The organism is Roseovarius sp. A46 (assembly GCF_004126395.1).
In the GTDB taxonomy this organism is placed as follows: Bacteria; Pseudomonadota; Alphaproteobacteria; order Rhodobacterales; family Rhodobacteraceae; genus Roseovarius; species Roseovarius nitratireducens.
In genome coordinates, this window is record NZ_PVWS01000010.1 from 55,151 (window position 1) to 80,351 (window position 25,201).

The following is a 25,201-nucleotide window of genomic DNA, read 5'->3' on the forward strand; positions in this document are numbered from 1 at the left end:
ACATAGCAGCGACCTTGACAGCGGATCTTGACGCCAATCATCGGCGACAGGCTGATCAATGGGAGAAACCGCCATGAAGATCGCAATCGTTCAACAGCCGCCAGTCTATCTCGACCTCGCTGCCAGCATGGATCGCGCGGTCGAACTGGTTGCGCAAGCCGCCAGCGAGGGGGCGCGGCTGCTGGTCTTTCCCGAAGCCTGGTTTCCAGGGTATCCAACGTTCTGCTGGCGCCTTTCACCGGGCGCCGACATGGGCAAGACGGACGAGCTATTCGCCCTGTTGCAGGCCAATTCGATCGATCTGAGCCGCAACGGCATGGCTCCTTTGCAGGAGGCGGCGGCAGAGCACGAGATGGTCATCGTGGCCGGGTACCAGGAACTCGATGGTGCCGTGTCGGGCTCAACCCTCTATAACTCATGCATCATCATCGACGCCGACGGCACCATCGCCAACAACCACCGCAAGCTGATGCCGACCAACCCGGAACGCATGATCTGGGGCTTCGGCGACGGGGCGGGCCTCAACGTGGTCGATACCGCGGCGGGGCGGATCGGCGCGCTGCTCTGCTGGGAAAACTACATGCCAATGGCGCGCGCCGCGCTCTATGCCCAGAACATCGACATCTATGTCGCGCCGACCTGGGATAGTGGCGACACTTGGCTGGCCACGATGCAGCATATCGCCCGCGAAGGCGGCTGTTGGGTGATCGGATGCGCCACCGCATTGGAGGCGTCGGACATTCCCTCGAACATCCCGCATTACGATACCCTGTTTCCCAACAAGGATGAATGGGTGAACCCCGGCGATGCCGTGGTCTACAAACCCTTCGGCGGGGTCGCCGCCGGGCCGATGCACCGCGAAAAGGGCTTTCTCATGGCCGAGATCAACGTCGCCGATGCCCGCGCCTCACGCCGGAAATTCGACGCCAGCGGCCACTACTCCCGCCCTGACGTGTTTTCGCTGACGGTCGACAGAAGCCCGAAGCGCCCGGTCAATTTCGTCTGAGCGGCACCGCGCCGCCAAGCCCACTCCTAGATAAAGAGCCGCCTGTCTCAGAGCGGCGGCCCGGTGCGCGGCTGCGGTCGAATTCGCATCCGGCGACTCATCCTGAGCGCCCAGATATTCGACACGGCCAGCACCGAGATCACCACCGCCCCGCCAATGAGCGCCCAACGTCCCGGGTCCTCACCGATCACCGCCCAGGCGAGCAGCGGTGCCAACACCGATTCCAGAAGAATCAGCAGCGCCACCTCTGCCGCGGTGATATAGCGCGGCCCCAGCGTCATCAGTGAGGTCGCTACGCTGATGAACGCCCCGTGCGCCAGCAGGAGCGGCCAGCTTGCCTGCCACGTCTCCAGCGGTGACGCCAGCGGCCAGACCAGCAGCGAGGCCCCGATCATCGCCACCGGAATGGTCGGCACGAGCGACACCGCCCGCAGCCGCCGCGCCGTGGTCATCGCCGCCGCATATGTCGCCGAGACGCCGAGCGCCACGAGGTCGCCGCTCCAATGCGCTCCCGCCGTCTCGTGCGAGCCGCGCAGGATGAGCGCCAGCCCGGCGAACACCCCGATCATCGTCAGCACCATCCGCAGGCTGATCGTCTCGCCCAGGAAAACGCGGCTGAAGAGCGCAGCAAAGACCGGCATGGAGGCGAGGATGAGCACCACGTTGGCCACGCTCGTCCAGCTCACCGCCAGCACAAAGCCCGACAGGGACATGCCCAGCAGCATCGTATAGAGCGCGCCGCGCCCCCCCGTCGCCGCCACCTCGCGAAAGCCTGTCGGCCCACGGGTGAGCAGCACGCCGATCAGGATCACGCTGCCTGCGGTGATCCCGCGCCAGAAGGTGATCGACGCAGCGTCGCCCTCGATCAGCCGCACGAACAGCGAGTCCGGCACGATGAACAACACGCCGGTCGCGGTGATGAGAAGGCCCTTGAGATGATCGGTCACGGCGCACCATCCGCTTTCTGGTGAACCTCGATCACGTTGTCGTCCGGATCATAGAAGAATATCTGGTGCCACCCCGCCACCGCCCGGTTACCCCAATCCGAATAGGGAATGCCCTGCGCCTCGAGATGCGCGCGAAAGGTGGCGATATCGTCGGTGCGGTACGCGATATGGCCGCTCGCCACCGGATTGACGATCTGCCCGGCGCGGAACCCGGCCTGCGGGTCGCGACGCGCGAGATGGGTCTGAATGCGCCCATCGGTGACAAAGGCCACGTCGCCGGAATAGCCCCGCTCCTTTTCCAGCACCGGAACGTCGCACTCGGGCACCTCGAGGCCAAGCACATCGCGGTAGAAAACGGCCATTTCCCCGACCCGGTCCGTGGCCAGATTGACGTGGTGCAGCGTGAGTTTCATGGCTCCCTCCCTGACGTGGAGAGACCGAAGCACGCACACACCGGATTGTCCATGCACCCCCTCGCCAGCCACGGCCACCGCGGTCTATGCTGGCCCCGACCACCTGATAGGAGAGAACCATGCCCGCCCCCGAAAACCGCCTGAAATCCGCGCTTGCGCGCGGCGAGACACTCTATGGCTGCTGGGCTGGCTTTGCCGCGCCCTACCCGACCGAGGTGCTGGCCGAGGCCGGCTTCGACTGGCTGGTGATCGACGCCGAGCACGCGCCCAACGACCTGCGCACGATTTCGGCGCAGCTTGGTGTGCTGCGCGGCGCGAAAACGCAGCCGGTTGTGCGCCTGCCCATGGGCGAGACATGGGCGATCAAGCAGGTGCTGGACGCGGGTGCGCAGACGCTACTCATCCCGATGGTCGAGAGCGCGGCGCAGGCGGAGGGCCTCGTGCGCGCCATGCGCTACCCGCCCGAGGGCGTGCGCGGATCGGGCGCGGCATTGGCGCGCGCCTCACGGTTCTCCGGCATTCCTGATTACATCCGCACGGCCAATGCGCAGACATGCCTGATGGTGCAGGTCGAGACGCGCGCAGGGCTCGCCGCGCTTGACGAGATCCTCGCCGTCGAGGGGGTGGACGTGATCTTTATCGGCCCCTCGGACCTTGCCGCCGACATGGGCCATCTCGGCGATGCCTCGGTCCCCGAGGTGCAAGAGGCAATCAAGGGCGCGCTGGGGCGGATCGCGGCGGCTGGGCGCGCGCCCGGCATCCTCGCGCTCGACCCGGAAACGGCTACGCGCTACCGTGACTGGGGCGCGCGCTTCGTCGCCGTGGGGATCGACGTGGTCCTGCTGGCCGAGGCGGCGCGGGCGCTGGCCGCACGCTGGCGCGATGGCTGAGTGGGTGCTGGCCGATATCGGCGCAAGCCACACCCGGCTGGCACTGGCCACCGCAGACGGGCTGCGCCCGGAAACCGCGCAGCGGCTGACCAATGCCGATTTCGCCACGCCAGAGGCGCTGGTCGCGGCCTATCTGGGCGGTGCGCAGGTCTCGGCGCTCTGCGCGGGCGTGGCAGGGCCAGTGCACTGCGGGGCGGCGCAGTTGACCAACCGGGACTGGCGGATCGACAGTGAGGGGCTCGCCCGCCTCACCGGCGCGGTGCGCGTTCACCTGATGAACGATCTGCAGGCACAGGCGATGTCGCTCGACGATATCGATCAGGGCCATCTCGTCCCCATCCTGCCCGGCACGCCCGACCCCGACGGCGCGCGCATGGTGCTGGGCCTCGGCACCGGCAGCAACATCGCGGTGGCATACCGCGTGGGCGACCGCCTCTTCGTGCCGCCCGCCGAGGCGGGGCATTCCGGTCTGCCGCATCTGGATGAGGCCGCGAATGCCGTGATCGCGGCCCTGGGCCGCGAGGTGGCGCACAAGCCCTACGAGGCGCTTCTCTCGGGGCCGGGGCTGGCGCGGCTGCACCGGCTGCGCACCGGCGAGACGCGCGACGCACCCGCGATCGTCGCGGCGGCGAGCGACGGTGGCGCGGCGCGCGACACGCTGGCGTTCTTCGCGCGGCTTCTGGGCGCAGTGGCGGGCAACCTCGCGCTCACCCACATGGCCACCGGCGGTGTGTACCTCATCGGCGGTACCGCGCGGGCGGTCGCCCCACACCTGACCGGGACGGATTTCGCCTCGACCTTCACCGCGCGCGGCCCCTATGCCGGGATCATGCAGGCAATGCCGGTCACGCTTATCACCGACGACATGGCCGCGCTTCGCGGTTGCTGGCGGGCGCTGCGGCAGCGCACGTAAAAAGGCGGCGCCGGATCGTCCCGGCGCCGCCCCTTGTCATTCGCCCAGGCCGCGATCAGCCCAGATCGTAGCGGTCGGCCTCCATCACCTTGGTCCACGCAGAGACAAAGTCGTAGACGAACCGCTCGGCGGCATCGTCCTGTGCGTAGACCTCCGAATAGGCGCGAAGGATCGAGTTCGAGCCGAATACCAGATCGACCCGCGTCGCGGTGTGGCGGGTCTTGCCGGTCTTGCGGTCCACGATGTTGTAGACACCGTTGCCCGCGGGCTCCCACTTCAGGCCCATGTCGGTGAGCGTGGTGAAGAAATCGGTCGTCAGCGCGCCCACCCGGTCGGTAAAGACGCCATGCGCCGTGCCGCCGTGATTGGCACCCATCGCCCGCATCCCCCCGATCAGGCAGGTCATCTCGGGCCCGGTGAGGCCCATGAGCTGCGCCCTGTCGAGGAGCATCTCCTCGGAGGTGACGATGTAGTCCTTCTTCATCCAGTTGCGGAAACCGTCGGCGAGCGGCTCCAGCACGGCAAACGAATCCGCGTCGGTCATCTCGTCGGTGGCATCCCCGCGACCGGGCGCGAACGGCACCTCGATGTCGAACCCGGCGGCCCTGGCGGCCTGCTCGACACCCACGTTCCCCGCCAGCACGATGATGTCGGCCACGCTCGCGCCGACCTCGTCCGCGATCGGCTCCAGCACGCTCAGCACGCGCGCCAGACGGTCGGGCTCGTTGCCCTCCCAGTCCTTCTGCGGGGCGAGGCGGATGCGCGCGCCGTTGGCGCCGCCGCGGAAATCCGACTGCCGGAAGGTGCGCGCCGAATCCCACGCAGTCGCCACCATGTCCGACACCGGCAGCCCGCTTTCCGCGATCAGGCGCTTGGCCTTGCCGATATCGTAATCGACGGTGCCCGCCGGGACCGGATCCTGCCAGATCAGCTCTTCGTCGGGCGCATCGGGGCCGATATAACGCGTCTGCGGCCCGAGATCGCGGTGGGTCAGCTTGAACCATGCCCGCGCGAAGGTATCGGCGAAATACGCATCGTCCTGCATGAACTTCTCGCAGATGGCGCGATAGCTCGGGTCCATCTTCATCGCCATGTCGGCATCGGTCATGACCGGCATAACGCGCTTCGAGGGATCGGTGGGGTCCACCGGCATGTCCTCTTCACGGATGTCGACCGGCTGCCACTGGTTGGCACCTGCAGGGGATTTGGTCAGCTCCCATTCATAGCCGAAGAGCAGCTTGAAATAGCCCATGTCCCACTGCGTCGGGTTGGTCGTCCATGCGCCCTCGATGCCCGAGGTGATGGCGTTGGTGGCCGCACCCTTCAGGTTGGGGTTGATCCAGCCAAGCCCCTGCGTCTCGACATCCGCGCCCTCGGGCTCGGGTCCAAGCGCCTCGGCATCGCCGTTGCCGTGGCATTTGCCGACGGTGTGCCCGCCACAGGTCAGCGCCGCGGTCTCCTCGTCGTCCATCGCCATCCGGGCAAAGGTCTCGCGCACCTGGCCGGCGGTCTTGAGCGGGTCGGGCTGGCCGTTGACGCCCTCGGGGTTGACGTAGATGAGACCCATCTGCACGGCGGCGAGCGGGTTCTCCATCGTGTCGGGCTTGCCCACATCCTCGTAGCGGCTGTCCGACGGTGCGAGCCACTCGCGCTCGGCGCCCCAGTAGGTGTCCTTCTCGGGGTGCCAGATATCCTCGCGTCCGAAGGAAAAGCCGAACGTTTTGAGCCCCATCGATTCATAGGCCATGTTGCCCGCGAGGATGATGAGATCGGCCCAGCTCAGCCGGTTGCCGTATTTCTTCTTGATCGGCCACAGGATGCGGCGTGCCTTGTCGAGGTTGCCGTTGTCAGGCCACGAGTTGAGCGGCGCGAAACGAATGTTGCCAGTGCCCGCGCCGCCGCGCCCGTCGGCGAGGCGATAGCTGCCCGCCGCGTGCCATGCCAGCCGGATCATCAAACCGCCGTAATGGCCCCAATCGGCCGGCCACCACTCCTGGCTCTCGGTCATCAGCGCCTTGAGGTCATCCTTGACCGCTTCGACATCGAGGCCACGAACCGCGTCACGATAGTCGAACTCCTGGCCCAGCGGATCGGTCTTGGTGTCATGCTGGTGCAGGATGTCGAGGTTGAGCATCTTGGGCCACCAGTCGGTGACGCTCTTGCCGCTCTCGGTCTGTCCGCCATGCATCACGGGGCATTTGCCTATGTCGTTGCCGTCCATCTTTTCCTCCGGTTCGGTTTGCGTCTCTCGCACGCCGCACGGATTGCACGGCGCGAATCTGGAATGGTTCTAACAAATCAAGAGAATTAGGTAAAATTCTCTTTTTAGATCATTTCTATAGGTTTTAATTATGCGTCGCACCCTGCCGCAGCAGCGCCTCCGCCTCGGCAGTCATGCGCGTGATGATATCGGCCACCGGCGGGCGGTCATGGATGAGGCCCGCGGCCTCTCCCACGAAGGTGTTGGCGCGCGCGGGATCGCCCTCCGTCCAGCCCGCGACCCACTCCGCCTGTGCCTCCCCGTCGGCGCGCAGGCCCTCGGGGTCATCGTGCCACCGCTCGGTCACCGGATTACGCAGCACCCGCGCGGTATAGCGCGCAGGCCAGCGCAGGCCGCGCGCGGCATCCATCACCGTCGAGCGGATGGTCTCGTCGCCGGTGGCGGCGATGGCGGCATCGGTCATCGCATCGCTGACCTGCGCCTCGCGCGCGGCCCAGAGCCGAGAGCCGACAAGCACTCCATCCGCCCCTAGCATCAACGCGGCGGCAAGCCCCCGCCCATCGGCGATCCCGCCCGCCGCGAGCAGCAGCACGTCGGGCGCATGGCCCGCCAGCCAATCGGCCACTTCAGGCACCAGCGTGATCGTGCCGCGCCGCTCGCCATGCCCCCCGGCCTCGGACCCTTGCGCCACGATCACCCGGGCGCCGCACTCGGCGGCGCGCTGCGCGTCGCGAAGCGTTTGCACCTGACAGATCAACGGCACACCCGCATCATGGATGCGCGGCGCGAACGGGGCCGGATCGCCAAACGACAGGCACAGCGCCGCCGGATCACGCGCCAGCACCTGGTCCAGCACCGCCGGGTTCTCCGCCATCTTCCAGGTGATAAAGCCGCAGCCCACCCGCGTGTTCCCCGCCTCGGCAAAGGCGCCCTCGATCCAATCCGAATCGCCATAGCCTCCGCCGATCAGGCCCAGCCCCCCGGCATGGCTCACGGCCGCCGCCAGCCTGCCACCAGCGGCCATAGCCATCGGAGCCGACACGATGGGATGCTCAAGGTCAAATGCATCGGTAAGCCGCGTCCTCATGACAGAATCTCCGCCACGATCCCCGGCAGATCGGCGAAATCCGCGAATGCGCGGGCATGGGGCAAGTCCGCCACCGCGCCCTTGCGATACCCCTCGGTGTAGAGCGCAAAGGGCAGTCCCGCCCGCGCCGCCGTCTCGGCATCCACCTCGCTGTCGCCGACAAAGACCGCGTCCCGCGCGCCCAGACCGGCCACCGCCGCTTGCAATGGCGCGGGATCGGGCTTGCGCGTGGTCAGGCTGTCGCCGCCTATCACCACCGGGAAATGCACGTCGAGCCCCAGATGTGCCAGCACCGCGCGGGCAGGTATGACGGGCTTGTTGGTGCACAGCCCGAGCGCATATGGCCCGGAGGCGAGTGCCGTCAGCGCCTCGGCCGCGCCGGGATAAACCCGCGTCAGCGTCACCGCCGTCTCGTAAAGGTCGATGAACTCCGCGATCATCTGAGTGCGCAGCGCCGCGTTGCCGGCCTCTCCCCGCGCGCGCAGGCAGCAGGTTATGAAATGCGGCACTCCGCTGCCGATAAAGCTGCGCGTTTCCTCAGGGGGGAACGGCGCCAACCCATGCCGGTCCATCAGGCTATTGGCGGCGGCGTGGATGTCGGGCGCGCTGTCGATGAGCGTCCCGTCGAGATCGAAAATAACCGCCCGGCTCATGCCATGGCGCCGGTCGCGGCCTCTGCCGCCCGGCGGATGGCGCGGATGTTGTCACCATAGGGCGCCGGATTCGCGACGCTGCCGCCCTTGAACACCGCCGACCCGGCGACCAGCACATCGGCCCCCGCGGCGGCCATGAGCGGCGCGGTTTCCGGCGTGATGCCGCCGTCGATCTCGATATGAATGGGCCGGTCACCGATCATGGCACGCAGGCGCTTCACCTTGTCGATCTGGCTGTGGATGAATTTCTGACCGCCAAATCCGGGATTGACCGTCATCACGCAAACGAGGTCGATCATGTCGAGCAGGTTCTCGACGCCATCGAGCCCGGTGCCGGGGTTGAGCGCCAGCCCCGCCTTGCAGCCGGCGCCGCGAATGGCCTGCAGCGTGCGGTGGATATGCGGGCCGGCCTCCATGTGCGCGGTGAGCACATCGGCGCCTCCCTGCGCGAAGGCGTCGATATAGGAATCGACCGGCGCGATCATCAGGTGCACGTCCATCACCGTCTTGATATGCGGGCGAATGGCGGCACAGAGCGGCGGGCCGAAGGTCAGGTTCGGCACGAAATGCCCATCCATCACATCGACATGCACCCAATCGCAGCCCTGGTCCTCGATGGCCCTGATCTCGGCACCGAAATTGGCGAAATCGGCCGACAGGATCGACGGGGCGATCTTGATGGAACGGTCATGGGGCATGGCAGCTCTCCTGCGGCGGGGATGCGATGGAAATGCGCGCTCGGGCGGCGAAGGTCAAGCCCCGCGCACCGCGATTGATCCCCCCGGTCATTCGTGTAACCGTCTGGTCAAAACCGAAGGGAGGAGCGCGATGCAGGGTCTCATGATGCACCGTGACCTGCGGATCATCGACATCCTGCGCCATGCCGCCGAGGCGCATGGGGACGCGGGGATCGTCTCGGCGCGGGTAGAGGGCGACCTGCACCGCCAGAGCTATCCGCAGACGCTTGGCCGCGTGGCGCAGCTTGCCCATGCGCTGACTGGCCTCGGCGTAAAGACCGGCGACCGGGTGGCGACGCTGGCATGGAACGGGCACCGGCATTTCGAGCTTTACTACGCCGTCGCCGGGATCGGGGCGGTGTGCCACACGCTCAACCCGCGCCTCGCACGCGAGCAACTACTCTACATCATCGCCCACGCGGATGACCGGCTACTGTTCGTCGATGCCGATCTCGTGCCTCTGGTCGTGGACCTGCTGCCCGACCTGCCCGAGGGCCTGCGCCTCGTCGTTCTCACCGACCGCGCGCGCATGCCCGAAACCCCGCACGGGGCACTCTGCTACGAGGAACTGATCGCAGGACAGCCCGCCACCTATGACTGGCCCGACCTTCCCGAGGACACGGCATCGGGCCTCTGCTACACCTCTGGCACCACCGGGCATCCCAAGGGCGCCCTCTACTCGCACCGGTCTACCGTGCTGCACGCGATGCAGGTGCCACTGTGCCAGACCAGCAGTTTCCGCGCCGGGCACTGCGTGCTGCCGGTGGTGCCGATGTTCCATGTCAACGCGTGGGGTCTGCCCTACACCGCGCCGCTCACGGGCATGACGCTGGTCATGCCGGGGCCAAACCTCGACGGGCCGAGCCTGTTCCGCCTGATGGATGGCGAGGGCGTCTGGTCGGCCTGGGGCGTGCCCACGGTCTGGGCCGGGCTTCTCTCGGAGATCGACGCGCAGGGACGGATCCCGCAGGGCTTCGGCGATTTGGTGGTCGGCGGGTCCGCCGCCCCGCGCGTCATGATCGAGGCCTACGAGGCGCGCGGCGTCAACGTGGCACAGGCCTGGGGCATGACCGAGATGAGCCCCATCGGCAGCCATGGCGTGCTGCCGCCACGCTATGACGGCGCGGACGACGAGGACCGCATCACCGCCAAGTGCTGCGCAGGGCGGCGTATTTTCGGGCTGGATTTCAAGATCGTGGACGACGACGGCACCCGCCTGCCCCATGACGGCGACGCCACGGGCGAGCTGTACGTGCGCGGCAGCACCGTGATCTCGGGCTACTTTGAAAACGAGGACGCCACGCGCATGGCGATGGATGCCGAGGGCTGGTTCGGCACCGGCGATGTCGCTTCCGTCGATTCCGAGGGACGACTGGTGATCCGCGACCGTGCCAAGGACCTCGTTAAATCCGGCGGCGAATGGATCAGTTCGATTGATCTGGAAAACGCCGCCCTGTCGCATCCCGCCATCGCCGCCTGCGCCGTGGTGGCGATGCCGCACCCGAAATGGGACGAGCGCCCCGTGCTGGTCGCGGTGGCGTCGGGCGCGGAGCGGCCCGCCCTCGAGGAGATGCACGCCCACATGGCCGGCCATTTCGCGCACTGGCAACTGCCCGACGATCTGGTCTGGGTGGAGGAATTGCCGTTGACCGCCACCGGCAAGATATCGAAGCTCACCCTACGACAGCGTATGGCCGATTACGTGCTGCCCGAGCTGCGCGGGGGCGCGGCATGAGCGGGCTGGATACTGCCGCGCTGGCGACTTGGTTGGAAGATCACATGCCGGGGATCACGGGGCCGGTGGAGGCTGAGAAATTCAGCGGCGGGCAGTCCAATCCAACCTACAGGTTGAGCACGCCAACCGGGAGGTTCGTGCTGCGCCGCAAGCCACCCGGCGTGCTGCTCAAGTCCGCCCACGCCGTCGAGCGCGAGTTCCGCGTGCAGCGCGCGCTGGCCGGAACGGACGTGCCGGTGGCAAAGGTCCACGTCCTGTGCGAGGACGAGACCGTGATCGGCACCCCTTTCTACATCATGGAGGAAATCACTGGCCGCATCTTCGACGCGCCCGCCATGCCCGGCCTCGCGCCGCCCGAGCGCGGCGCGATCATCGACGCGATGAACCGGGTGTTGGCCGCGATCCACGATGTGGATCTGGTGGCGGCGGGGCTCGACGATTACGGCCCCGGCGGCAACTACTATGCCCGCCAATGCGATCGCTGGACCGCGCAATACCGCGCCACCGCCACCGATGACCTGCCCGAGATGGAGCAACTCACACATTGGCTGACCAGCAACTTGCCCGAAGACGACGGGCAACGCTGTCTGGTGCATGGCGACTACCGTCTCGACAACCTGATCTTTGCCCCCGATGCCCCGGAGATCCGCGCGGTGATCGACTGGGAGCTCTCGACAACCGGGCACCCCTATGCCGATCTCGCTGCCGTGCTGATGCAATGGGCCATGCCCGCGACCACCGAGGGGCGCGGGCTGGCGGGCGTGGATCGCGCGGCGCTTGGGCTTTGGTCCGACGAGGCATTCGTCGCACGCTATTGCGAACGGCGGGGCATCGCGCCGATCGCGGATTTCGGCTTTTACCTCGCCTTTGCCCATTTCCGCATGGCGGCAATCCTTCAAGGGGTGAAGAAACGCGCGATGGACGGAAACGCCGCTGACCCTGAGCGCGGGCTGCGGCTGGGTGAATACGTACCCGAGTTTGCACGCGCCGGGCTGGCGGCGGCGCAGGAGGGGCGGGCATGACCGGCTGGCAGGAACCGCCCTCGGGTATTCAGACGCACCTGGGATATGAACTAACCGCATGGGAACGCGATTTCGCGCGGGTGGAATTGCCCCTCGCACCGCACGTGATGAACCGGCAGGGGCTGCCGCATGGCGGCATCCACGCAACGCTGCTGGACACGGCGATGGGGTTCGCCGGGTGCTACACCGGCGATCCTGACCGACGTCAGATGGCGCTGACGCTTTCACTCACGGTTAACTTTCTGGGGCAAGCACAGGGCGACCGGCTCATTGTCGAGGCGCACCGGACAGGGGGCGGCAAGAGCACCTATTTCGCCGAAGCCACGGTGCGTGACGAAACCGGCACGGCCGTCGCCACCGGCACCGGGGTGTTCCGCTATCGCCGGAGCGGCTGACGGTGAAGAACCCTGCCCATCGCGCCGCCCCTGTGCTAGCGATCGGGAAACCGGATCAACCGCGCCCGACGCAGGAGCCGCACCATGGCTGTCAACGCGAACGCAGCCCGGACCGTGACCGACAGGCAGGCGGTGGCGAAGATCGACGCCGTATGAGACCGACACGCGGCTCGACATTGCCGTGAAGCGATTTGGGGCGAAAATTGCCGGAGATAAAAACATGAGCATGGATCAGGAGAGCATGGCGAAACCGGAACTGACATTTTCGCCCGAGGTGGCCGACCTTGTCCGCGATACCTATGCCAGGGCGCGCGTCATCCTCGAATATGGCAGCGGCGGCTCGACGGTGCTCGCCTCGGAGATGCCGGGAAAGACGGTGTTCTCTGTGGAGAGCGACAGGCAGTGGACGCGAAACCTGCAAGCATATCTCGATCAGGCGGGGACAGCCTCCGAGGTGCATCTGCACCACAGCGCGATCGGCAAGACCGGGAAATGGGGGCGTCCGGTGGATCATTCGGGCTATCGCCGCTACCACCGCTATCCGCTCGAGGTCTGGGACCGTCCCGATTTCATTGCTCCCGATACCGTGCTGATCGACGGTCGCTTTCGCGAGGCGTGTTTTTACGCAGTGATGCTGCGCAGCACCCGCAAGACCGTGGTGCTGTTTGACGACTACGGCGACCGACCGCGTTATCACGCGGTGGAACGCTTTGCAGAGCCGGTCGAGATGCGCGGACGCATGGCGAAATTCGTGCTGAGAAAACGTGCCCTGCCGCGCGAGGCGCTTACGCAGATCGTCGGCGCATTCACCAACGCATTCTGAGCTTCACGCGGCCTCGGGCAGGAGCGCCCGCATCAGGGCATCGAAATCGGGGCGCGCGCGTAGTTCCGCGATCATCTCGCGGTGGCGGGAGCAGCACGCCTCGTGCAGGCGGCGCAGCTCGGGATCGGCGAGCAAATCCTCGAAGATTTCCGCCTTGCGCGGACGGATCGCGTTGATGCTGCGATCTTCGATCCGGTTGTGATTCATCTTTTGCCAGTAGTCGAGGCCAAGCGCCTCGCCACCGTGATGGGCGCGTCCGCGCGCCTTTTTCACGAGATAGGATTCGCAGGATTTTAGAGCATAGTGGTTGAGTTGCACGAGGTCGTAGCCAAGCGAGTCGGGCCCCGAACGCCAACTGCCCTCCATGTAGCGGTCGGGCATCGGCTGGCCCGAGCCATTATACCAACGCGTTTCGGCAAATGTATCGACGGTGGGCCGCTTGGGCCGGTGCACACCGATATGCCCCCAAAGACCGCGATGGAACATGGTCTTGAGCCCCCATGCCTGCGGGGGACGGCGGGTCATGTCGGCCGCAGCCATGCGGAACTGATCGGTGAGGAACCCCTCGTCATAAGCGGTGACCCCGGCATTGCCGAAGAGACGCCAGGTCATCGAGAGGGTGCGTGCCTCCGGCACGGCATCGGTGAGCGCGCGCAGGGTGTGATCACCGGTCTTGACGTTGATGAACTCGTCGGCATCGATGGGAATGACCCAGTCTGCCGGCCCAGCGAGGTCCATCTTGAGAAACCGGCGATAGGCGCGGCGCTGCGGGGCGGGCTTTTTCGAGCTGTTATCGAAATGGCGCAGCTTGCCCATCTCGTCCAGGCGATCAAGCAGCGCGTCGGAACCATCCGTACAGTCATTCGAGAAGATCGCGATCACATCCGCGCCAATGGCGAGATTGTGCGCCACCCATTCAAGTATGAACGGCCCCTCGTTCTTCATCGGTGTGACGATGACAAATCGGTTCATGCGGCCCTCCTCTCGTCGGCTTCAGGCGGTCACGCCGTGGCGTTCGGCCAGTTCCGCGAGGATCGACCCCGGCGGCGGCACCCCGTCATGGCGCAATTCCAGCCGCCGTCGGCAACGCCGCCCGTAGAAATGGATCGACACCGTATCCTCGCGCACGCGGCCCCACGTCATCGCCGCCTTGCGAAAATAGAGCTGCCGATCGCCGAACGACACCGGGTAGAGCACATGCGGCGGCAGGGCGTGGCGAAACTCGTCATGTTCCTTGAGAAAATGCGACAGCGCGCGCGGCCCCCACACACCCCACGGCATTTCCGAGACATGCATCGGATCAGACTCTGCAGCGCGGCGCTCGATCTCGGCAAGATGCCTGTGTCCCATCCAAACGGGAATAGCGTATTCGTCATCGCAAAACGCGATGAGAGATTTCAGGGTGGGCGAGGCGGCGGGCAGTGCCAGCACGCCATTGGCGACCACCGCGTCGTTCTCGCGACCGAAGAAATAGCCTGCGCGCGGCTCGAACGGACGCAAACAGTACGCATCCGTATCTGACCAGATGATGCCGTCATGCCGCGCCAGAAGGTGATAGCGAAACTTGTCGCTATAGGGTGCGGGACTGCCGGTGCGCGCGTGACGGATCATGGTTTTCGGGTTGGGCAGGATATCGGTGGCCGGCGCCGCCTCGACCCCGGCGGGCAGACCTTCAACCGGGCCGTATGAGAACATCACGACCGGGTGACCCGCATCCACGAAGGACTGCACGCAGAGCCGCTCGATGAAGCCGAGCGGCGGGCCGTCCCAGAACATGGCGATGGTGGCAAGTGTCATGTTTACGCCCCTTCAACTATTGCCAGACCAGGCCCGATCTGTCGAAACCTAGGTCAGACGGCGCACGGTGTGCCAGCGGTTTTCGACAAGCCCCAATTCGTCAAAGTCGATCTCCTGCGTGATCCTGATGCGGCGAAGCTGACGGTCTGACAGTCTGACGGGCCGCGCGTTGAAATCGTCGTGGACGACATATGCCCCACTCTTCATCGCGTCCCGCAGGCCAAGAACTTCGCGCAAATGCGTGTTTTTCGCGCCGTCAAGATGAAGAAAATCAATCCCGGCATCAGGATGGTCCAGGGCATACTGAGGAGCGACAACAAGCGAGTTTCCGACTATTGTCTCGACTCTTCCGGGAAAGTTGTTTTCGAGCCACCGAAAGGCAGCGGGCACATAAATATCAACGCGGGCCCAGCTTGGCTCAAGCTGCGCGCACACATCAACACCGACGCATTGCAAATCGGGATTGGCCATCAGCGCCAGGAGCATTCTGTGCCCCCCGTTCACGCCGATTTCGAACAGTTTTGTCGAACGTTGCGCGAGGGTAAAAAAGTTTCTGCGCTTGGGATCGAAGTCCGGCACAAAAGGTTGGTTGTAGAAGTCGATTTGCTTGTGACGATAGAACAGGTTCCCGTTCATCCTGACAGGTTCGTCGATTTTCCGAAGACAGTCGGAAATTGTTTCGTTCAAATCCGCAAGCTTGTCATGCCAGTCTTGCGCGTTCATCAAATCATCGTAGCTCTCGTAAGCCAGTTTCAGCTCCATATCTCAGTCTCTTGAAATTGCCTCCTATTGGTTGAACAGGAGTTGCGGGCGGTCAAATTCTTGAGCTAGGCGGCGTTCCTGCTGGCCCGATTGCATGTTGTCGTTTCCCTGACAATAGACCACGGCTGGCGGCTTGCCGCCAAGGGCGGAATGCTGGCGTTTGCGAATAAGGACGGCGTCTTGCCGGGCAGAGAGCGGGGACATGGCGAGCGGGCGGATATATCCACCGCGATCACCTAGCCGCGTGCCCCCTCGAACCGGGCAACCCGCACCCCCGCCGCTTCGAGCCCGGCGCGCAAGGACTTGGCGATGCCCACCGCCTCGGGCGTGTCGCCATGCAGGCAGATGGTGTCGATGCGCGTGGGGATATGCGTGCCGTCCTCGGCAATGATCGCGCCTGCGCGCAGCATCTCCAGGATGCGGGCGGCGGCGCGGTCGGCGTCGTGGATCACCGCGCCGGGCTGTCGCCGGTCCACGAGCGTGCAATCGGCATTGTAGGCGCGGTCGGCGAATATCTCGCAGGCCATGCGCGCGCCGAGGGAGCGCGCCGCCGCCTCCTGCGCGGTGCCCGCGAGCACCATGATGATGATGTCGGGATCGACCGACAGCGCTGCCTCGTAACACGCGCGGGCGAGGTTTTCGTTCTCGGACGCCATGTTGGCCAATGCCCCGTGGAGTTTCAGATGCCGCACAGCGCCGCCCGCCGCGCGGGCCATGCCTTGCGCCGCGCCCACCTGGTAGCGGACCTGATTGGCGAGCGTGGCATGGGGCACGTCCATGCGGCGGCGGCCAAAGCCCTGAAGATCGCGGAAGCCGGGATGCGCGCCGATGCCAACATCATTGGCCACCGCGCGCGCCATCGTCGCGGCCATCACGTCGGCGTCGCCCGCGTGAAAGCCGCAGGCGATATTGGCGGAGCTGACCACGTCCAGAAGCGCGGCATCGTCGCCCATCTTCCACGGCCCGAAGCTTTCGCCCATGTCGGCATTGAGGTCGATACTTTCCTGCATGGCTCATTCCTCCTCGTTCCCGGCGATGACGCCGCTGATGAGTTGATAGGACAAAAGATCGCGGATGTCGTGGGGGTCGCGCGTGAGGTGCGTGAGGCGGCGGCGCAGCCCGTCACGCGCCTCTGCCGCGCGGCGCTCGGCGGCCAATGCCTCGTCCGAGGGGACGAAGCGCAGGCGCAGCGCCGTGCCGGGGGCTGCCTGCGCCACGCGGGGCAGGTCGCAGGGCAGCACCGCCCCGATACGCGGATAACCACCCGTCGTCTGGCACTCGGACATCAGCACGAAGGGCGCGCCGTCGCCGGTGACCTGGATATCGCCCGGAACGATCGCCTCGGACAGCACGGTGAGGCCCGCGCGGCTGGCAAAGCCCCTGCCGTCGGGGGCGAGGCGCACGCCCATGCGGTTGCCGCGCGCGTCACGGGTGAAGCGCGTCTCCTCGAACCGCGCCACCTCCTCGTCGGGAAACATCCCGGTCTGGTAGCCCGCCACCACGCGGACCTCGCCGCCCGAAAACCGGTCGTCTGCGTCGAGGACAAGGCCAGTTTCTCTGCCCCGGTCCGGCCCCACGGGCAGGGTATCGCCTGCCGCGAGCGCCGCGCCGATCCCGGCGGCGAGATGGGCGGAGCGTGCGCCGAGAATTTCCTGCGTGGCGATCCCGCCGCCCACATGCAGATAGCCATAGACCCCGGCGGTGGCCGGGCCAATGGTGAGCCGGGCACCGGCGTGCAGCGGATGAGAGGCGTTCCACGCCAAAGCCGCGCCGTCGATGCTCGCGCGCATGGGCGCGCCGGTGAGGGCGATGCGCATGTCCTCGGTCGCCTCGAACGTGCCGCCCATCCCCGCCATTTCCAGCGCGGCGCTGTCAACCGCCTGCCCCAGAAGCGCCGCGCCCTCGTAAAGCGCCAACCGGTCCGCAGCGCCGCCGCGCGAGAGGCCATAGGCCAGGTATCCCGGTCGCCCGAGATCCTGCACGGTGACGCCTGGCCCGGCCTGATGCACGATCAGCGCGCGGGTCATCGGATCGGCTCGCAAGTGGCGCCGCCATCGGGGCCCGCGCCGCACAGGCGGTCATAGGCCTCGCGCTCCACCGAATCAAAAATCACTTCGTCGCCGGGGCGCAGCACGAAAGGCTCCTCTGCCTCGGGGCGAAAGAGGCGAAACCCCGTCTGCCCGATGTGCCGCCAGCCGGTCGGCGTCGAGACCGAAAACAGCACAAGCTGCCGGATCGCCAGCACCAGTGCGCCCACTGGAACCCGCTCTGTCAGCGCCTGCTGGCGCGGGATGTTCCAATGTTCCGGCAACTCGCCCAGATAGGGCTGTCCGGGGGCGAAGCCGATGGTCTGCACCCGCACGCGCGTGCCAGCGATTTCCCGCGCGGCGGCCTCGGGTGAGAGGCCCGCCTCGCCTGCGGCCTCCTCGAGTTGCGGGGCGAGATCGGTGCCGTAGATGGTGGGGATGCGCCAGAGGCGGCGACCCTGCGGCAGATCGGCACTGTACCAATCGCGGCTGTCGAGAAGCACCTGCATCTCGCGCGCCACGGCGTCCGGATCGGCGTGCAGCGCATCGAGGCGCAGGAAGGTGGAGACCAGGGATGTAGAGGTCTCCGCCACGCCCTCGGGGCTTTCCCGCTCCACCGCCGCGCGAAAGGCGAGCGCCGCGCGGTTGCCCGCCTCGCTCAGCCGGTCACCAAAGGAGACAAGCAGCCCGTCCAGCCCCACCCGCCCGATGCGGGGGAAGGCGGCCTTGCCGTTGGAGCGCTCCGTATCGGTCACGTCAATCCTGTCCTTGCCTTGTCGCGCCTTGGTCTACTGCACCGCGTTCGGCAAAAACAGGGCGATCTGCGGAAAGGCGATCAGCAGCCCCGCCATCACCAGCATGGTCAGTGCGTAGGGTGCCGCGCCCACCATCACCTCTGACATGCGCCCGCCCTGCCGCGCGCCCTGCACGACGTAGAGGTTTAGGCCAACGGGCGGGGTGATGAGCGCCATCTCGATCAGCACGATCATCAGGATGCCGAACCAGATCGGGTCGAACCCCTGCGCGACGACGAGCGGCACGACGATGGGGATGGTGACGACCATGAGCGACAGCGTCTCGATGAAGAAGCCGAGCACGATGTAGATTCCGACGATGACGAGGATCGTGCCCAGGGGCGAGAGGCCGAGATTGCCCAGCATGGATTGGAGTTCGTTGCCCAGCCCGGCGGCGGCGAGGGTGAAGTTCAGGAACGACGCGCCGATGACCACGAGCATGATCATGGCGGTGATCTTGACGGTGCCCAAGAGGCTCTGGCCCAGCACGTCGCGGTTGAGGGTGCCGAGGAGCGCGGCAATGAGCAGCGCGCCGGCGACGCCCACCGAGGCCGCCTCGGTCGGCGTCGCCCAGCCCTTGTAGATCGAACCGATGATCGCGGCGAAGAGCAGGATGATCGGGATCAGTTGGACGAGCGCGCGCAGCATCTCGGCCAGCGGAAAGATGCGCCGCGTGCCGCCAAGGGAGGGGCGCACGATGCATATGAGCACGGTGACCACCATGAAGGCGAGCGCGAGGGCCACGCCGGGGACGAGCCCCGCGAGAAACAGCTTGGGGATCGAGCTTTGGGTGAGGAAGCCGTAGACGATGAGGTTGATCGAGGGTGGGATCATGATGCCCAGCGTGCCGCCCGCCGCGATCGCGCCGGAGAACAGCCGCGGGTCGTAGCCCAGCTTTTCCGCCTGCGGCATGGCGACGGTGGCGACGGTAGCGGCGGTGGCCACCGAACTGCCGGAGGTGGCCGAGAACATGGTCGCCGTGGCCACGTTGGCATGGACGAGGCCGCCGGGCAGCCAGCTCACCCAGCGGTCGAGCGCGGCGTAGGTGCGCGTGGCGATGCCGGAGCGCACGAGGATTTCGCCCAGGAGCACGAAGAAGGGGATGGCGATGAGCGTAGGGTTGTTGGAGGTCGACCAGACAAGATTGCCGAGGCCCCGGATCAGCGGGAAGGGCGTGAAGAAGATGTCGAGGCCAAAGCCCAGCAGGAAGAGCACGATGCCCACCGGGATCGAAAGGCTGAGCAGGCCAAGAAGGCCGAACGTGGCATAGGCGATCATTGCGGGGCCTCCCCCTCACCCACCACGCCGATGGCGCGGTCGGCGGCATCGAAGCGGCCTTGCAGCACCAGCACGAGCGCCGCCGCAAAGGTGAGCCACGCCATCAGAGCGAACCAGATCCAGCCCGCGAACCACGGCAGTTGCACCAGTGCGAGCGGCGTCTCCAGAGGGGTGTTGGCGCGCGAGGAATTGGCGAGCGAGCGAGCGACCACCGGCCACGCCTTGATCGCCACGAGGCTCACCGTGCCCGCCAGCACCAGCGCCGCAAAGAGGTCGAACATCGCCCGCACGCCCGCGCCGCCGCGCGTGCGCAGGATGTCGATGCGCACATGGCCCAGCTCCGTCAGCGCATAGCCCATGCCCCAGGCGGTGGCGATTGCCATGACATAGCCGCTGATCTCGTCGGTGCCGCCAAAGGATGCGTGAACCCGGCGCAGCGCGATGTCAGACAGCACCAGCGCGGCGCAGGCCATCAGGCCCGCACCCACCATCACCGCGACCGCGCGGTTGATCCGGCGCAGCGCGCCGAGGAGGGCCTCTGCCCGGTCCGCTGCGCCGGTCATGCTTAGTTCACCCCGGGGATGGTGACGCCGACGGTTTCGCCCACGCTGGCATTCCAGCGCTGCGCCCATTCGTCACCGGCGCGCTCGGCCCAGTCGGGCAGCACGGTATTCACCAGCACTTCGCGGGCGCGCTCGAAATCGGCGTCGGAGACCTCGACAAGTGTCATGTCGCGGGCCTCGCCCGAGGGGCACTCGCCGTTGCCAGTGAGGCAGGCGATATCGTTGACCAGCGCATCCTGCGCCGTGGCCCACGCGGGATCCTCGAACTCGGTCTCGATCTGCGATTCGATCAGCGATTGCGTCTCGGAATCGAGGCTGTTCCAGCGGTCAAGATTCATCGCCGTTACCACGCTGTCCCAGCCGCCAAGGGGGATGGGCAGCAGGTGGGTGGAGACCTCCCACCAACCGGCGCTATAGCCCGAGCCGGCGCCGGTGACGGCGCAATCCACCACGCCGTTCTGCAGCGCGCCGGGCACTTCGCCGAAGCTGACGTTGATGCCCTCGGCGCCCAGCGCCTCGAGAAATTGCGCAGTCATCCGGCCCGAGGCGCGGACCTTGAGCCCCTCAAGATCAGACAGTTGCGTCACAGGCGCGTTGCAGAACACCACCTGCGGCGGGTAGGGCGCGATGGCGAGAACGTGGGAGTTGAACCGGTCGTTGAAGATGTCCTCGACCATCGGGCGCGCGGCATCGACCATCGCGCGCGCCTCCTCGGCCGTCAGCGCCAGCAGCGGCACGTCGAGCCCTTCAAGCTCGGGCGCATCGGCGACGGCGTAATCGGCCACGGTCATGCCCACGTCATAGACGCCCTGGCCCAGCAGGCGGAACACGTCGCCTACCCCGAGATTCATCTGGTTGTGGGTGGTGAGCGAGACGCTGATCTCGCCGTTCGAGGCTTCGGGCAGCGTCTCGGTCCAGAACGGCGCCTCGTATTGCTTGTGGAGCGGCAGGCTCGACCAGCTTCCAACGACGGACAGCTCCTGCGCCGCGAGCGGCGTGGCGAGGATGGTGGTGGCGGTGAGGATTGCGGTGAATTTCATGGTCTCTCTCCTTGTCGGTTTATTGTCGGTATTCCGTCGGTATTCTGGCGGGTCTTTCAGGTTACGCGGCCTGCGGTGCCAGTACGGGCACTTCGGCCTCTTCGGGAATGTCGGTGATCAGCATGTGGCCGGGGCGGTGGGTGATGCAGAGCGGCGGCGCGGCGGCCTCGATCGCCACTTGCGGCGTCACCCCGCAAGCCCAGAACACCGGCACATGATCGCCCGCGACCGGTGCGGGATCGCCCCAATCGGGGCGCGTGATGTCGGTGATACCGATTTCCGCCGGGTCGCCCACATGCACCGGCGCGCCATGCGCGAGCGGGTAGCGGCGCGACAGTGCCACTGCCTCGTCCACGCGATCAGGCGGCAGGGCGCGCATGCTGACCACCATCCGCGCCGAGAACGGCCCGGCGGGCACACATGCGCGGTCGGTGCGGAACATCGGCACGGTGGTGTCATTCTCGACATGCCAGAGCGGGATGCCCGCCTGCATCAGCGCGTGCTCGAAGGTAAAGGAACAGCCAAGCGCGAAGGCCACCATGTCGTCGCTCCACAGATCGGCGATGTCGGTCACCGAGCGCTCAAGCCGCCCGTGGCGATAGATGTTGTAGGCGGGCACGTCGCTGCGGATGTCGATGTCGCGACCCAGCGTGCGCATCATCGCATCACCGGTGTCCGACACGCCCACCAGCGGGCAAGGCTTGGGATTGCGCTGGCAGAACCGCATGAAATCGAGCGCCATGTCGGCGGGCAGGATCACGAGATTGGCCTGCAGATACCCGCGCCCGAGCCCGGCGGTGTGCCCGGCATAGCGCCCGGTGCGGATCGCACCGCGAAGGGTGGGCAGATCGGTCCGTCTCAGATGATCGAAATTGGTGGTCACAGGGGCGCCTCCTTGAGCGACCCCACCACGGTGACCGTGTCGAAGTATAAAATCAAATCGAATAAATTTGTCGGATGGTATAGAAACTATCTATCGGGCATCCTGTCATCGAGCGTCGCGCGATACTCTTGTGCCACGTCGCGGGCTGCATGTGCCGCGAATTCAACCATGTGGCTTCGCGGCTCGGCCAGCCATGAGGCCGTAAAGCGCAAGGGCGGCGGCACCCAGCCGGGATTAAACTCGCGGATGCGTCCCGCCGCGACGTAATCCGCGCCCAGCGCGCGCGGCAGGGCGGCAATGCCCAGATCGGCCTCGACCAGCCGGAAACAGGCCGAGAGCGACGAGGAGGGAAAGATCGACACGTCGGGGCCGACATGCTCGTAGAGCAGTTCACGCAGCTCGCGGTAGGGGCGGGTGTTGCGCGCATAGGTCAGCACCGGACGGGTGAGATAGGCGCCCGGGTCTTTCTCGATCGCTGCAGAAGCGGCGACATACCATGCGAGATCGAAGCCCGGCAGCTCGATATTGTCCACGGTGTACTCGGAAATCGGTCCCAGCAGGATCGCCAGGTCGATCTCGCGGCCCAACAGGCGCTCGCGCAGATCGAGCGAGATATCCACGTTGAACTCGATCTCCAGCCGGGGAAACCGGCGGTGCAGGCGAGAGATCAGATCGGGCAACCAGCATTGCGCGATGGTCTCTGACACGCCGATCCGCAGATGCCGTTCCAGCGCCTCGGGGTCGATCACGTCCTTCTCGATCATCTCCTGCAATCGCTCGAACTTTTCAGCGTAGACCAGCAGCCGCTCGCCCTGTTTGGTCAGCGTCATGCCACCGGCCTCGCGGTCGAACAGCGTGCCTTGCAGGCTGTCCTCGAGATTGCGGATGCGGGCGGTCACGGCGGGTTGCGTGAGGTTCAGGCTGACCGCCGCGCGACGAACGCCCCCGGTCCGGACGACGGCAAGAAACGTGTGCAGGTGGGCAAGGTTGAGCGGGGTCATGCGCGGTGTCCTGTGCTGTCGCGTGGCCACCCTAGCCCCTGCGCGCGCGCCATGCCACGGCTCTCACGCCTCGGTGGAGAGCGCGTAGCCGGGGGGGGCGAGCGCGGTGACGCAGGTGATCGGCGCAATGCCCAGCCAGGTGCCGCGCTCGATGACGAAGAGCGCGTCGCCCGCCCGCGTACCCAGCAATTCGGCCTGTGCATCGGTGGCGTTCGCCGCCGAGAAACGCAGCGTGCAGCGGCTATAGGGGCGGTGGGCGAGCAGCCATTCATTGGCGCTCTCACGTGTGAGGTCCACGTCCACGATTTCGGGCACGGTGGCGAGACTGATCCAGCGGTCCTCGTACATGAAGGGTCGGCGGTCGGCGAGGTGCAGCGCCTGCGCGCGCAGCATCTGCTCTGGCGCTGCCAGCCCCATCGCGGCGGCGACCGAATGCGGCGTCTGCACAATCTCGCGCGCCACGAGCTGATAGCCATATGCGCGCCCGGTCGCCTCGACCTCCTCGCGCGCGACGGGGATGTCAAAGGTGGCGCGGGTGACGGGCCGCGCCAGTACCCGGCTCCCGCCTTTGCGCTTGCGCTCTATCAGCCCGTCGTCGGCCAGTGCGCGCATGGCGCGCTGCACGGTGGCGCGGGCGCAGCCCAGTTGCTCTGCCAGGTCGGCGTCGCGCGGCAGCCGCGCACCGGGCGGATAGGCCCCCGACAAGATGCGCTCGTGGATGATCTCTCGCAGCGCGCGCCAGCCCTGCCGGTCGCTACCTTTATCCGGGGCGCTCATGCCCGGGCCTCCAATTCGGCCATAACCGCACGGAACCGCGCGCGGATCGTGTCGCGCCTGATGTGGCGCCCCTCTCGCACGACGTGGCGGCCGCCGCTCCAGACATCCGTGACGCAGGCCGCACCGTGGCCGCCAAAGATGGCGGCGTCGAGCGCGGTATCGCCGGTGCGGTTGCAGAGCCATTCGTTGTCGGTGGCGAGCGCCACGAGGTCGGCCAACGCCCCCGGTGCGATCCGCCCCGCGTTGCGCCCGCCCGCCTGCGCCCCACCCGCGCGCGCCATGTCATAGAGCCGCCGACCGGTGGACACCCCTTGCATGGCAAGCGCGGCGCGGCTGCGGTCGCGCAGGCGTTGGGAATATTCCAGTGTGCGCAACTCGTCGAAGAGGGAGATATGGACGTTGGAGTCGGAACCGATCCCGGCGTGCCCCCCTGCCCCAAGGTGGCGCACCCCATCGAAAACCCCGTCGCCGAGATTGGATTCGGTGATCGGGCAGAGCCCGGCCACCGCGCCGGTGGCGGCGAGGCGGGTAGTTTCCTCCGGCGTCATCTGCGTGCAGTGGATGAGGCACCAGCGCGCGTCCACCGCGTGATTGTCGAGCAGCCATGTCACGGGTCGCGCGCCCCGGTGGGCCTGCACCTCTTCCACCTCGGCGACCTGCTCTGCCAGGTGCATGTGGACGGGCCCGTCGCCTGCCAGCGCCAGCGCCGCCGCCATGCCACCCGCGTCCACCGCGCGCAGCGAATGCGGGGCCACGCCGATCCGGTCATCGGCATGGCCATGAGTGGCGACGTGCCGCGCCGCGCTCGCATGCAGCCGCGCGAAGCGGTCCGGGTCGTTGCCGAACCTTCGCTGCCCGCCCGCGAGCGGGCGCGCGTCGCAGCCACCCCATTGGTAGAGCACCGGCAGGAGCGTGAGACCGATCCCGGCCTCCTGCGCCGCCGCGACGATCCGTGCCGACATCTCGGCGGGATCGTCATGGGGCTGCCCCCCGGCGGCGTGGTGGAGGTAGTGAAACTCGGCCACCGCGCCATAGCCCGCCTCGAGCATCTCCATGAACACCATCGCCGCGATGGCCTCCACCCGGTCGGGATCGAGCCCGCCCAGAAAGCGGTACATCTGCTGCCGCCATGTCCAGAACGTGTCCGTCGGGTCGGGGCCGCGCGCCTCGGTCAGCCCCGAGATCGCCCGCTGAAACGCATGGCTATGCAGGTTGAGCGGCGCGGGCAGGAGCATGTCGAGGTGATGCGTGGCGCGCGCGGTCATGGGGCCTGCCGACTCGATCCGCCCATCGTCACCGACCCGGATTTCCACGTCCCGCTGCCAGCCGTCCGACATAAGGGCCTGACTCGCCGTGAGAATTTGCATGGCGCGACTCCGTTGACAAAATATGTGCGTACATATTACTGTTAAATACGTTGATAATCAAGGACAGGTG

General features: G+C 66.7%; 26 protein-coding genes. 7 read left to right on the forward strand and 19 right to left on the reverse strand.

The window, feature by feature from the left end; all coding sequences use genetic code 11:
- Window positions 1-73: 73 nt before the first annotated feature.
- Window positions 74-1,006: a carbon-nitrogen hydrolase family protein gene (locus C6W92_RS07360; RefSeq protein ID WP_129432356.1), complete on the forward strand. Its 933-nt coding sequence runs from the start codon at window positions 74-76 to the stop codon at window positions 1,004-1,006.
- A gap of 47 nt (window positions 1,007-1,053) precedes the next feature.
- Here the strand turns inward: C6W92_RS07360 and C6W92_RS07365 are convergent, their stop codons facing one another.
- Both C6W92_RS07365 and C6W92_RS07370 read right to left on the reverse strand, forming a co-directional pair.
- Entirely contained in the window at window positions 1,054-1,953 is a 900-nt protein-coding gene (locus C6W92_RS07365) for a DMT family transporter (protein ID WP_129432357.1), read from the reverse strand.
- Window positions 1,950-2,366: a VOC family protein gene (locus C6W92_RS07370; protein WP_129432358.1), complete on the reverse strand. Its 417-nt coding sequence runs from the start codon at window positions 2,364-2,366 to the stop codon at window positions 1,950-1,952. Before C6W92_RS07370 ends, C6W92_RS07365 begins: the two co-directional genes overlap by 4 nt.
- Before the next feature lie 119 nt (window positions 2,367-2,485).
- Between C6W92_RS07370 and C6W92_RS07375 the strand changes: the two genes are divergently transcribed.
- Together C6W92_RS07375 and C6W92_RS07380 are read left to right on the forward strand one after the other, a co-directional pair.
- Window positions 2,486-3,256, forward strand: a complete 771-nt coding sequence (locus C6W92_RS07375) for an HpcH/HpaI aldolase/citrate lyase family protein (protein WP_129432359.1) — start codon at window positions 2,486-2,488, stop codon at window positions 3,254-3,256.
- Entirely contained in the window at window positions 3,249-4,169 is a 921-nt protein-coding gene (locus tag C6W92_RS07380) for a glucokinase (RefSeq protein WP_129432360.1), read from the forward strand. The genes C6W92_RS07375 and C6W92_RS07380 overlap by 8 nt, the downstream gene beginning before the upstream one ends.
- A 55-nt stretch (window positions 4,170-4,224) precedes the next feature.
- Here the strand turns inward: C6W92_RS07380 and katG are convergent, their stop codons facing one another.
- The 4 genes from katG to rpe all read right to left on the reverse strand — a co-directional run bounded on the left by katG (window position 4,225) and on the right by rpe (window position 8,828).
- On the reverse strand, window positions 4,225-6,390 hold the full coding sequence (katG, locus tag C6W92_RS07385) for a catalase/peroxidase HPI (RefSeq protein ID WP_129432361.1): 2,166 nt from the start codon (window positions 6,388-6,390) through the stop codon (window positions 4,225-4,227).
- A gap of 124 nt (window positions 6,391-6,514) precedes the next feature.
- Entirely contained in the window at window positions 6,515-7,477 is a 963-nt protein-coding gene (locus C6W92_RS07390; protein ID WP_129432362.1) for a nitronate monooxygenase, read from the reverse strand.
- Entirely contained in the window at window positions 7,474-8,130 is a 657-nt protein-coding gene (gene gph / locus C6W92_RS07395) for a phosphoglycolate phosphatase (RefSeq protein WP_129432363.1), read from the reverse strand. The genes C6W92_RS07390 and gph overlap by 4 nt, the downstream gene beginning before the upstream one ends.
- A complete protein-coding gene (gene rpe / locus C6W92_RS07400) occupies window positions 8,127-8,828 on the reverse strand; it encodes a ribulose-phosphate 3-epimerase (RefSeq protein ID WP_129432364.1) in 702 nt (233 codons plus the stop codon). The genes gph and rpe overlap by 4 nt, the downstream gene beginning before the upstream one ends.
- Window positions 8,829-8,958: 130 nt before the next feature.
- Between rpe and C6W92_RS07405 the strand changes: the two genes are divergently transcribed.
- The 4 genes from C6W92_RS07405 (at window position 8,959) to C6W92_RS07420 (ending at window position 12,842) form a co-directional block, all read left to right on the forward strand.
- Window positions 8,959-10,602, forward strand: a complete 1,644-nt coding sequence (locus C6W92_RS07405; protein WP_129432365.1) for a long-chain fatty acid--CoA ligase — start codon at window positions 8,959-8,961, stop codon at window positions 10,600-10,602.
- Window positions 10,599-11,624, forward strand: coding sequence for a phosphotransferase family protein (locus C6W92_RS07410; protein WP_129432366.1), 1,026 nt, complete (start codon window positions 10,599-10,601; stop codon window positions 11,622-11,624). The genes C6W92_RS07405 and C6W92_RS07410 overlap by 4 nt, the downstream gene beginning before the upstream one ends.
- Window positions 11,621-12,019, forward strand: coding sequence for a PaaI family thioesterase (locus C6W92_RS07415; protein ID WP_129432367.1), 399 nt, complete (start codon window positions 11,621-11,623; stop codon window positions 12,017-12,019). The genes C6W92_RS07410 and C6W92_RS07415 overlap by 4 nt, the downstream gene beginning before the upstream one ends.
- 220 nt (window positions 12,020-12,239) lie before the next feature.
- The gene (locus C6W92_RS07420) at window positions 12,240-12,842 is read left to right on the forward strand and encodes a hypothetical protein (protein WP_129432368.1); all 603 of its coding nucleotides are present in this window, start codon (window positions 12,240-12,242) and stop codon (window positions 12,840-12,842) included.
- Window positions 12,843-12,845: 3 nt separating this feature from the next.
- On the opposite strand, the gene C6W92_RS07425 is transcribed toward C6W92_RS07420, so the two are convergent.
- The 13 genes from C6W92_RS07425 to C6W92_RS07485 all read right to left on the reverse strand — a co-directional run bounded on the left by C6W92_RS07425 (window position 12,846) and on the right by C6W92_RS07485 (window position 25,131).
- Entirely contained in the window at window positions 12,846-13,814 is a 969-nt protein-coding gene (locus C6W92_RS07425) for a glycosyltransferase family 2 protein (protein ID WP_241691098.1), read from the reverse strand.
- A 21-nt stretch (window positions 13,815-13,835) separates the two neighbouring features.
- Complete coding sequence (locus C6W92_RS07430; protein WP_129432369.1) at window positions 13,836-14,639, reverse strand: hypothetical protein; 804 nt, start codon at window positions 14,637-14,639, stop codon at window positions 13,836-13,838.
- 48 nt (window positions 14,640-14,687) lie between these two features.
- Entirely contained in the window at window positions 14,688-15,401 is a 714-nt protein-coding gene (locus C6W92_RS07435; RefSeq protein WP_129432370.1) for a class I SAM-dependent methyltransferase, read from the reverse strand.
- Between the two features lie 236 nt (window positions 15,402-15,637).
- Window positions 15,638-16,411: a 5-oxoprolinase subunit PxpA gene (locus tag C6W92_RS07440; protein ID WP_129432371.1), complete on the reverse strand. Its 774-nt coding sequence runs from the start codon at window positions 16,409-16,411 to the stop codon at window positions 15,638-15,640.
- 3 nt (window positions 16,412-16,414) lie between these two features.
- Window positions 16,415-17,428, reverse strand: a complete 1,014-nt coding sequence (locus tag C6W92_RS07445; RefSeq protein ID WP_129432372.1) for a biotin-dependent carboxyltransferase family protein — start codon at window positions 17,426-17,428, stop codon at window positions 16,415-16,417.
- On the reverse strand, window positions 17,425-18,183 hold the full coding sequence (locus C6W92_RS07450) for a carboxyltransferase domain-containing protein (RefSeq protein WP_129432373.1): 759 nt from the start codon (window positions 18,181-18,183) through the stop codon (window positions 17,425-17,427). Before C6W92_RS07450 ends, C6W92_RS07445 begins: the two co-directional genes overlap by 4 nt.
- A gap of 33 nt (window positions 18,184-18,216) precedes the next feature.
- Complete coding sequence (locus C6W92_RS07455; protein ID WP_129432374.1) at window positions 18,217-19,500, reverse strand: TRAP transporter large permease; 1,284 nt, start codon at window positions 19,498-19,500, stop codon at window positions 18,217-18,219.
- A complete protein-coding gene (locus C6W92_RS07460; RefSeq protein WP_129432375.1) occupies window positions 19,497-20,063 on the reverse strand; it encodes a TRAP transporter small permease subunit in 567 nt (188 codons plus the stop codon). The genes C6W92_RS07455 and C6W92_RS07460 overlap by 4 nt, the downstream gene beginning before the upstream one ends.
- 2 nt (window positions 20,064-20,065) lie before the next feature.
- On the reverse strand, window positions 20,066-21,103 hold the full coding sequence (locus tag C6W92_RS07465; RefSeq protein ID WP_129432376.1) for a TRAP transporter substrate-binding protein: 1,038 nt from the start codon (window positions 21,101-21,103) through the stop codon (window positions 20,066-20,068).
- Window positions 21,104-21,164: 61 nt separating this feature from the next.
- Window positions 21,165-21,986, reverse strand: a complete 822-nt coding sequence (locus C6W92_RS07470) for a putative hydro-lyase (RefSeq protein WP_129432377.1) — start codon at window positions 21,984-21,986, stop codon at window positions 21,165-21,167.
- Between the two features lie 86 nt (window positions 21,987-22,072).
- Window positions 22,073-22,987, reverse strand: a complete 915-nt coding sequence (locus C6W92_RS07475) for a LysR family transcriptional regulator (protein WP_129432378.1) — start codon at window positions 22,985-22,987, stop codon at window positions 22,073-22,075.
- Window positions 22,988-23,050: 63 nt separating this feature from the next.
- Window positions 23,051-23,764, reverse strand: coding sequence for a GntR family transcriptional regulator (locus tag C6W92_RS07480; protein WP_129432379.1), 714 nt, complete (start codon window positions 23,762-23,764; stop codon window positions 23,051-23,053).
- Complete coding sequence (locus tag C6W92_RS07485; protein WP_129432380.1) at window positions 23,761-25,131, reverse strand: formimidoylglutamate deiminase; 1,371 nt, start codon at window positions 25,129-25,131, stop codon at window positions 23,761-23,763. Before C6W92_RS07485 ends, C6W92_RS07480 begins: the two co-directional genes overlap by 4 nt.
- Between the last annotated feature and the right edge of the window lie 70 nt (window positions 25,132-25,201).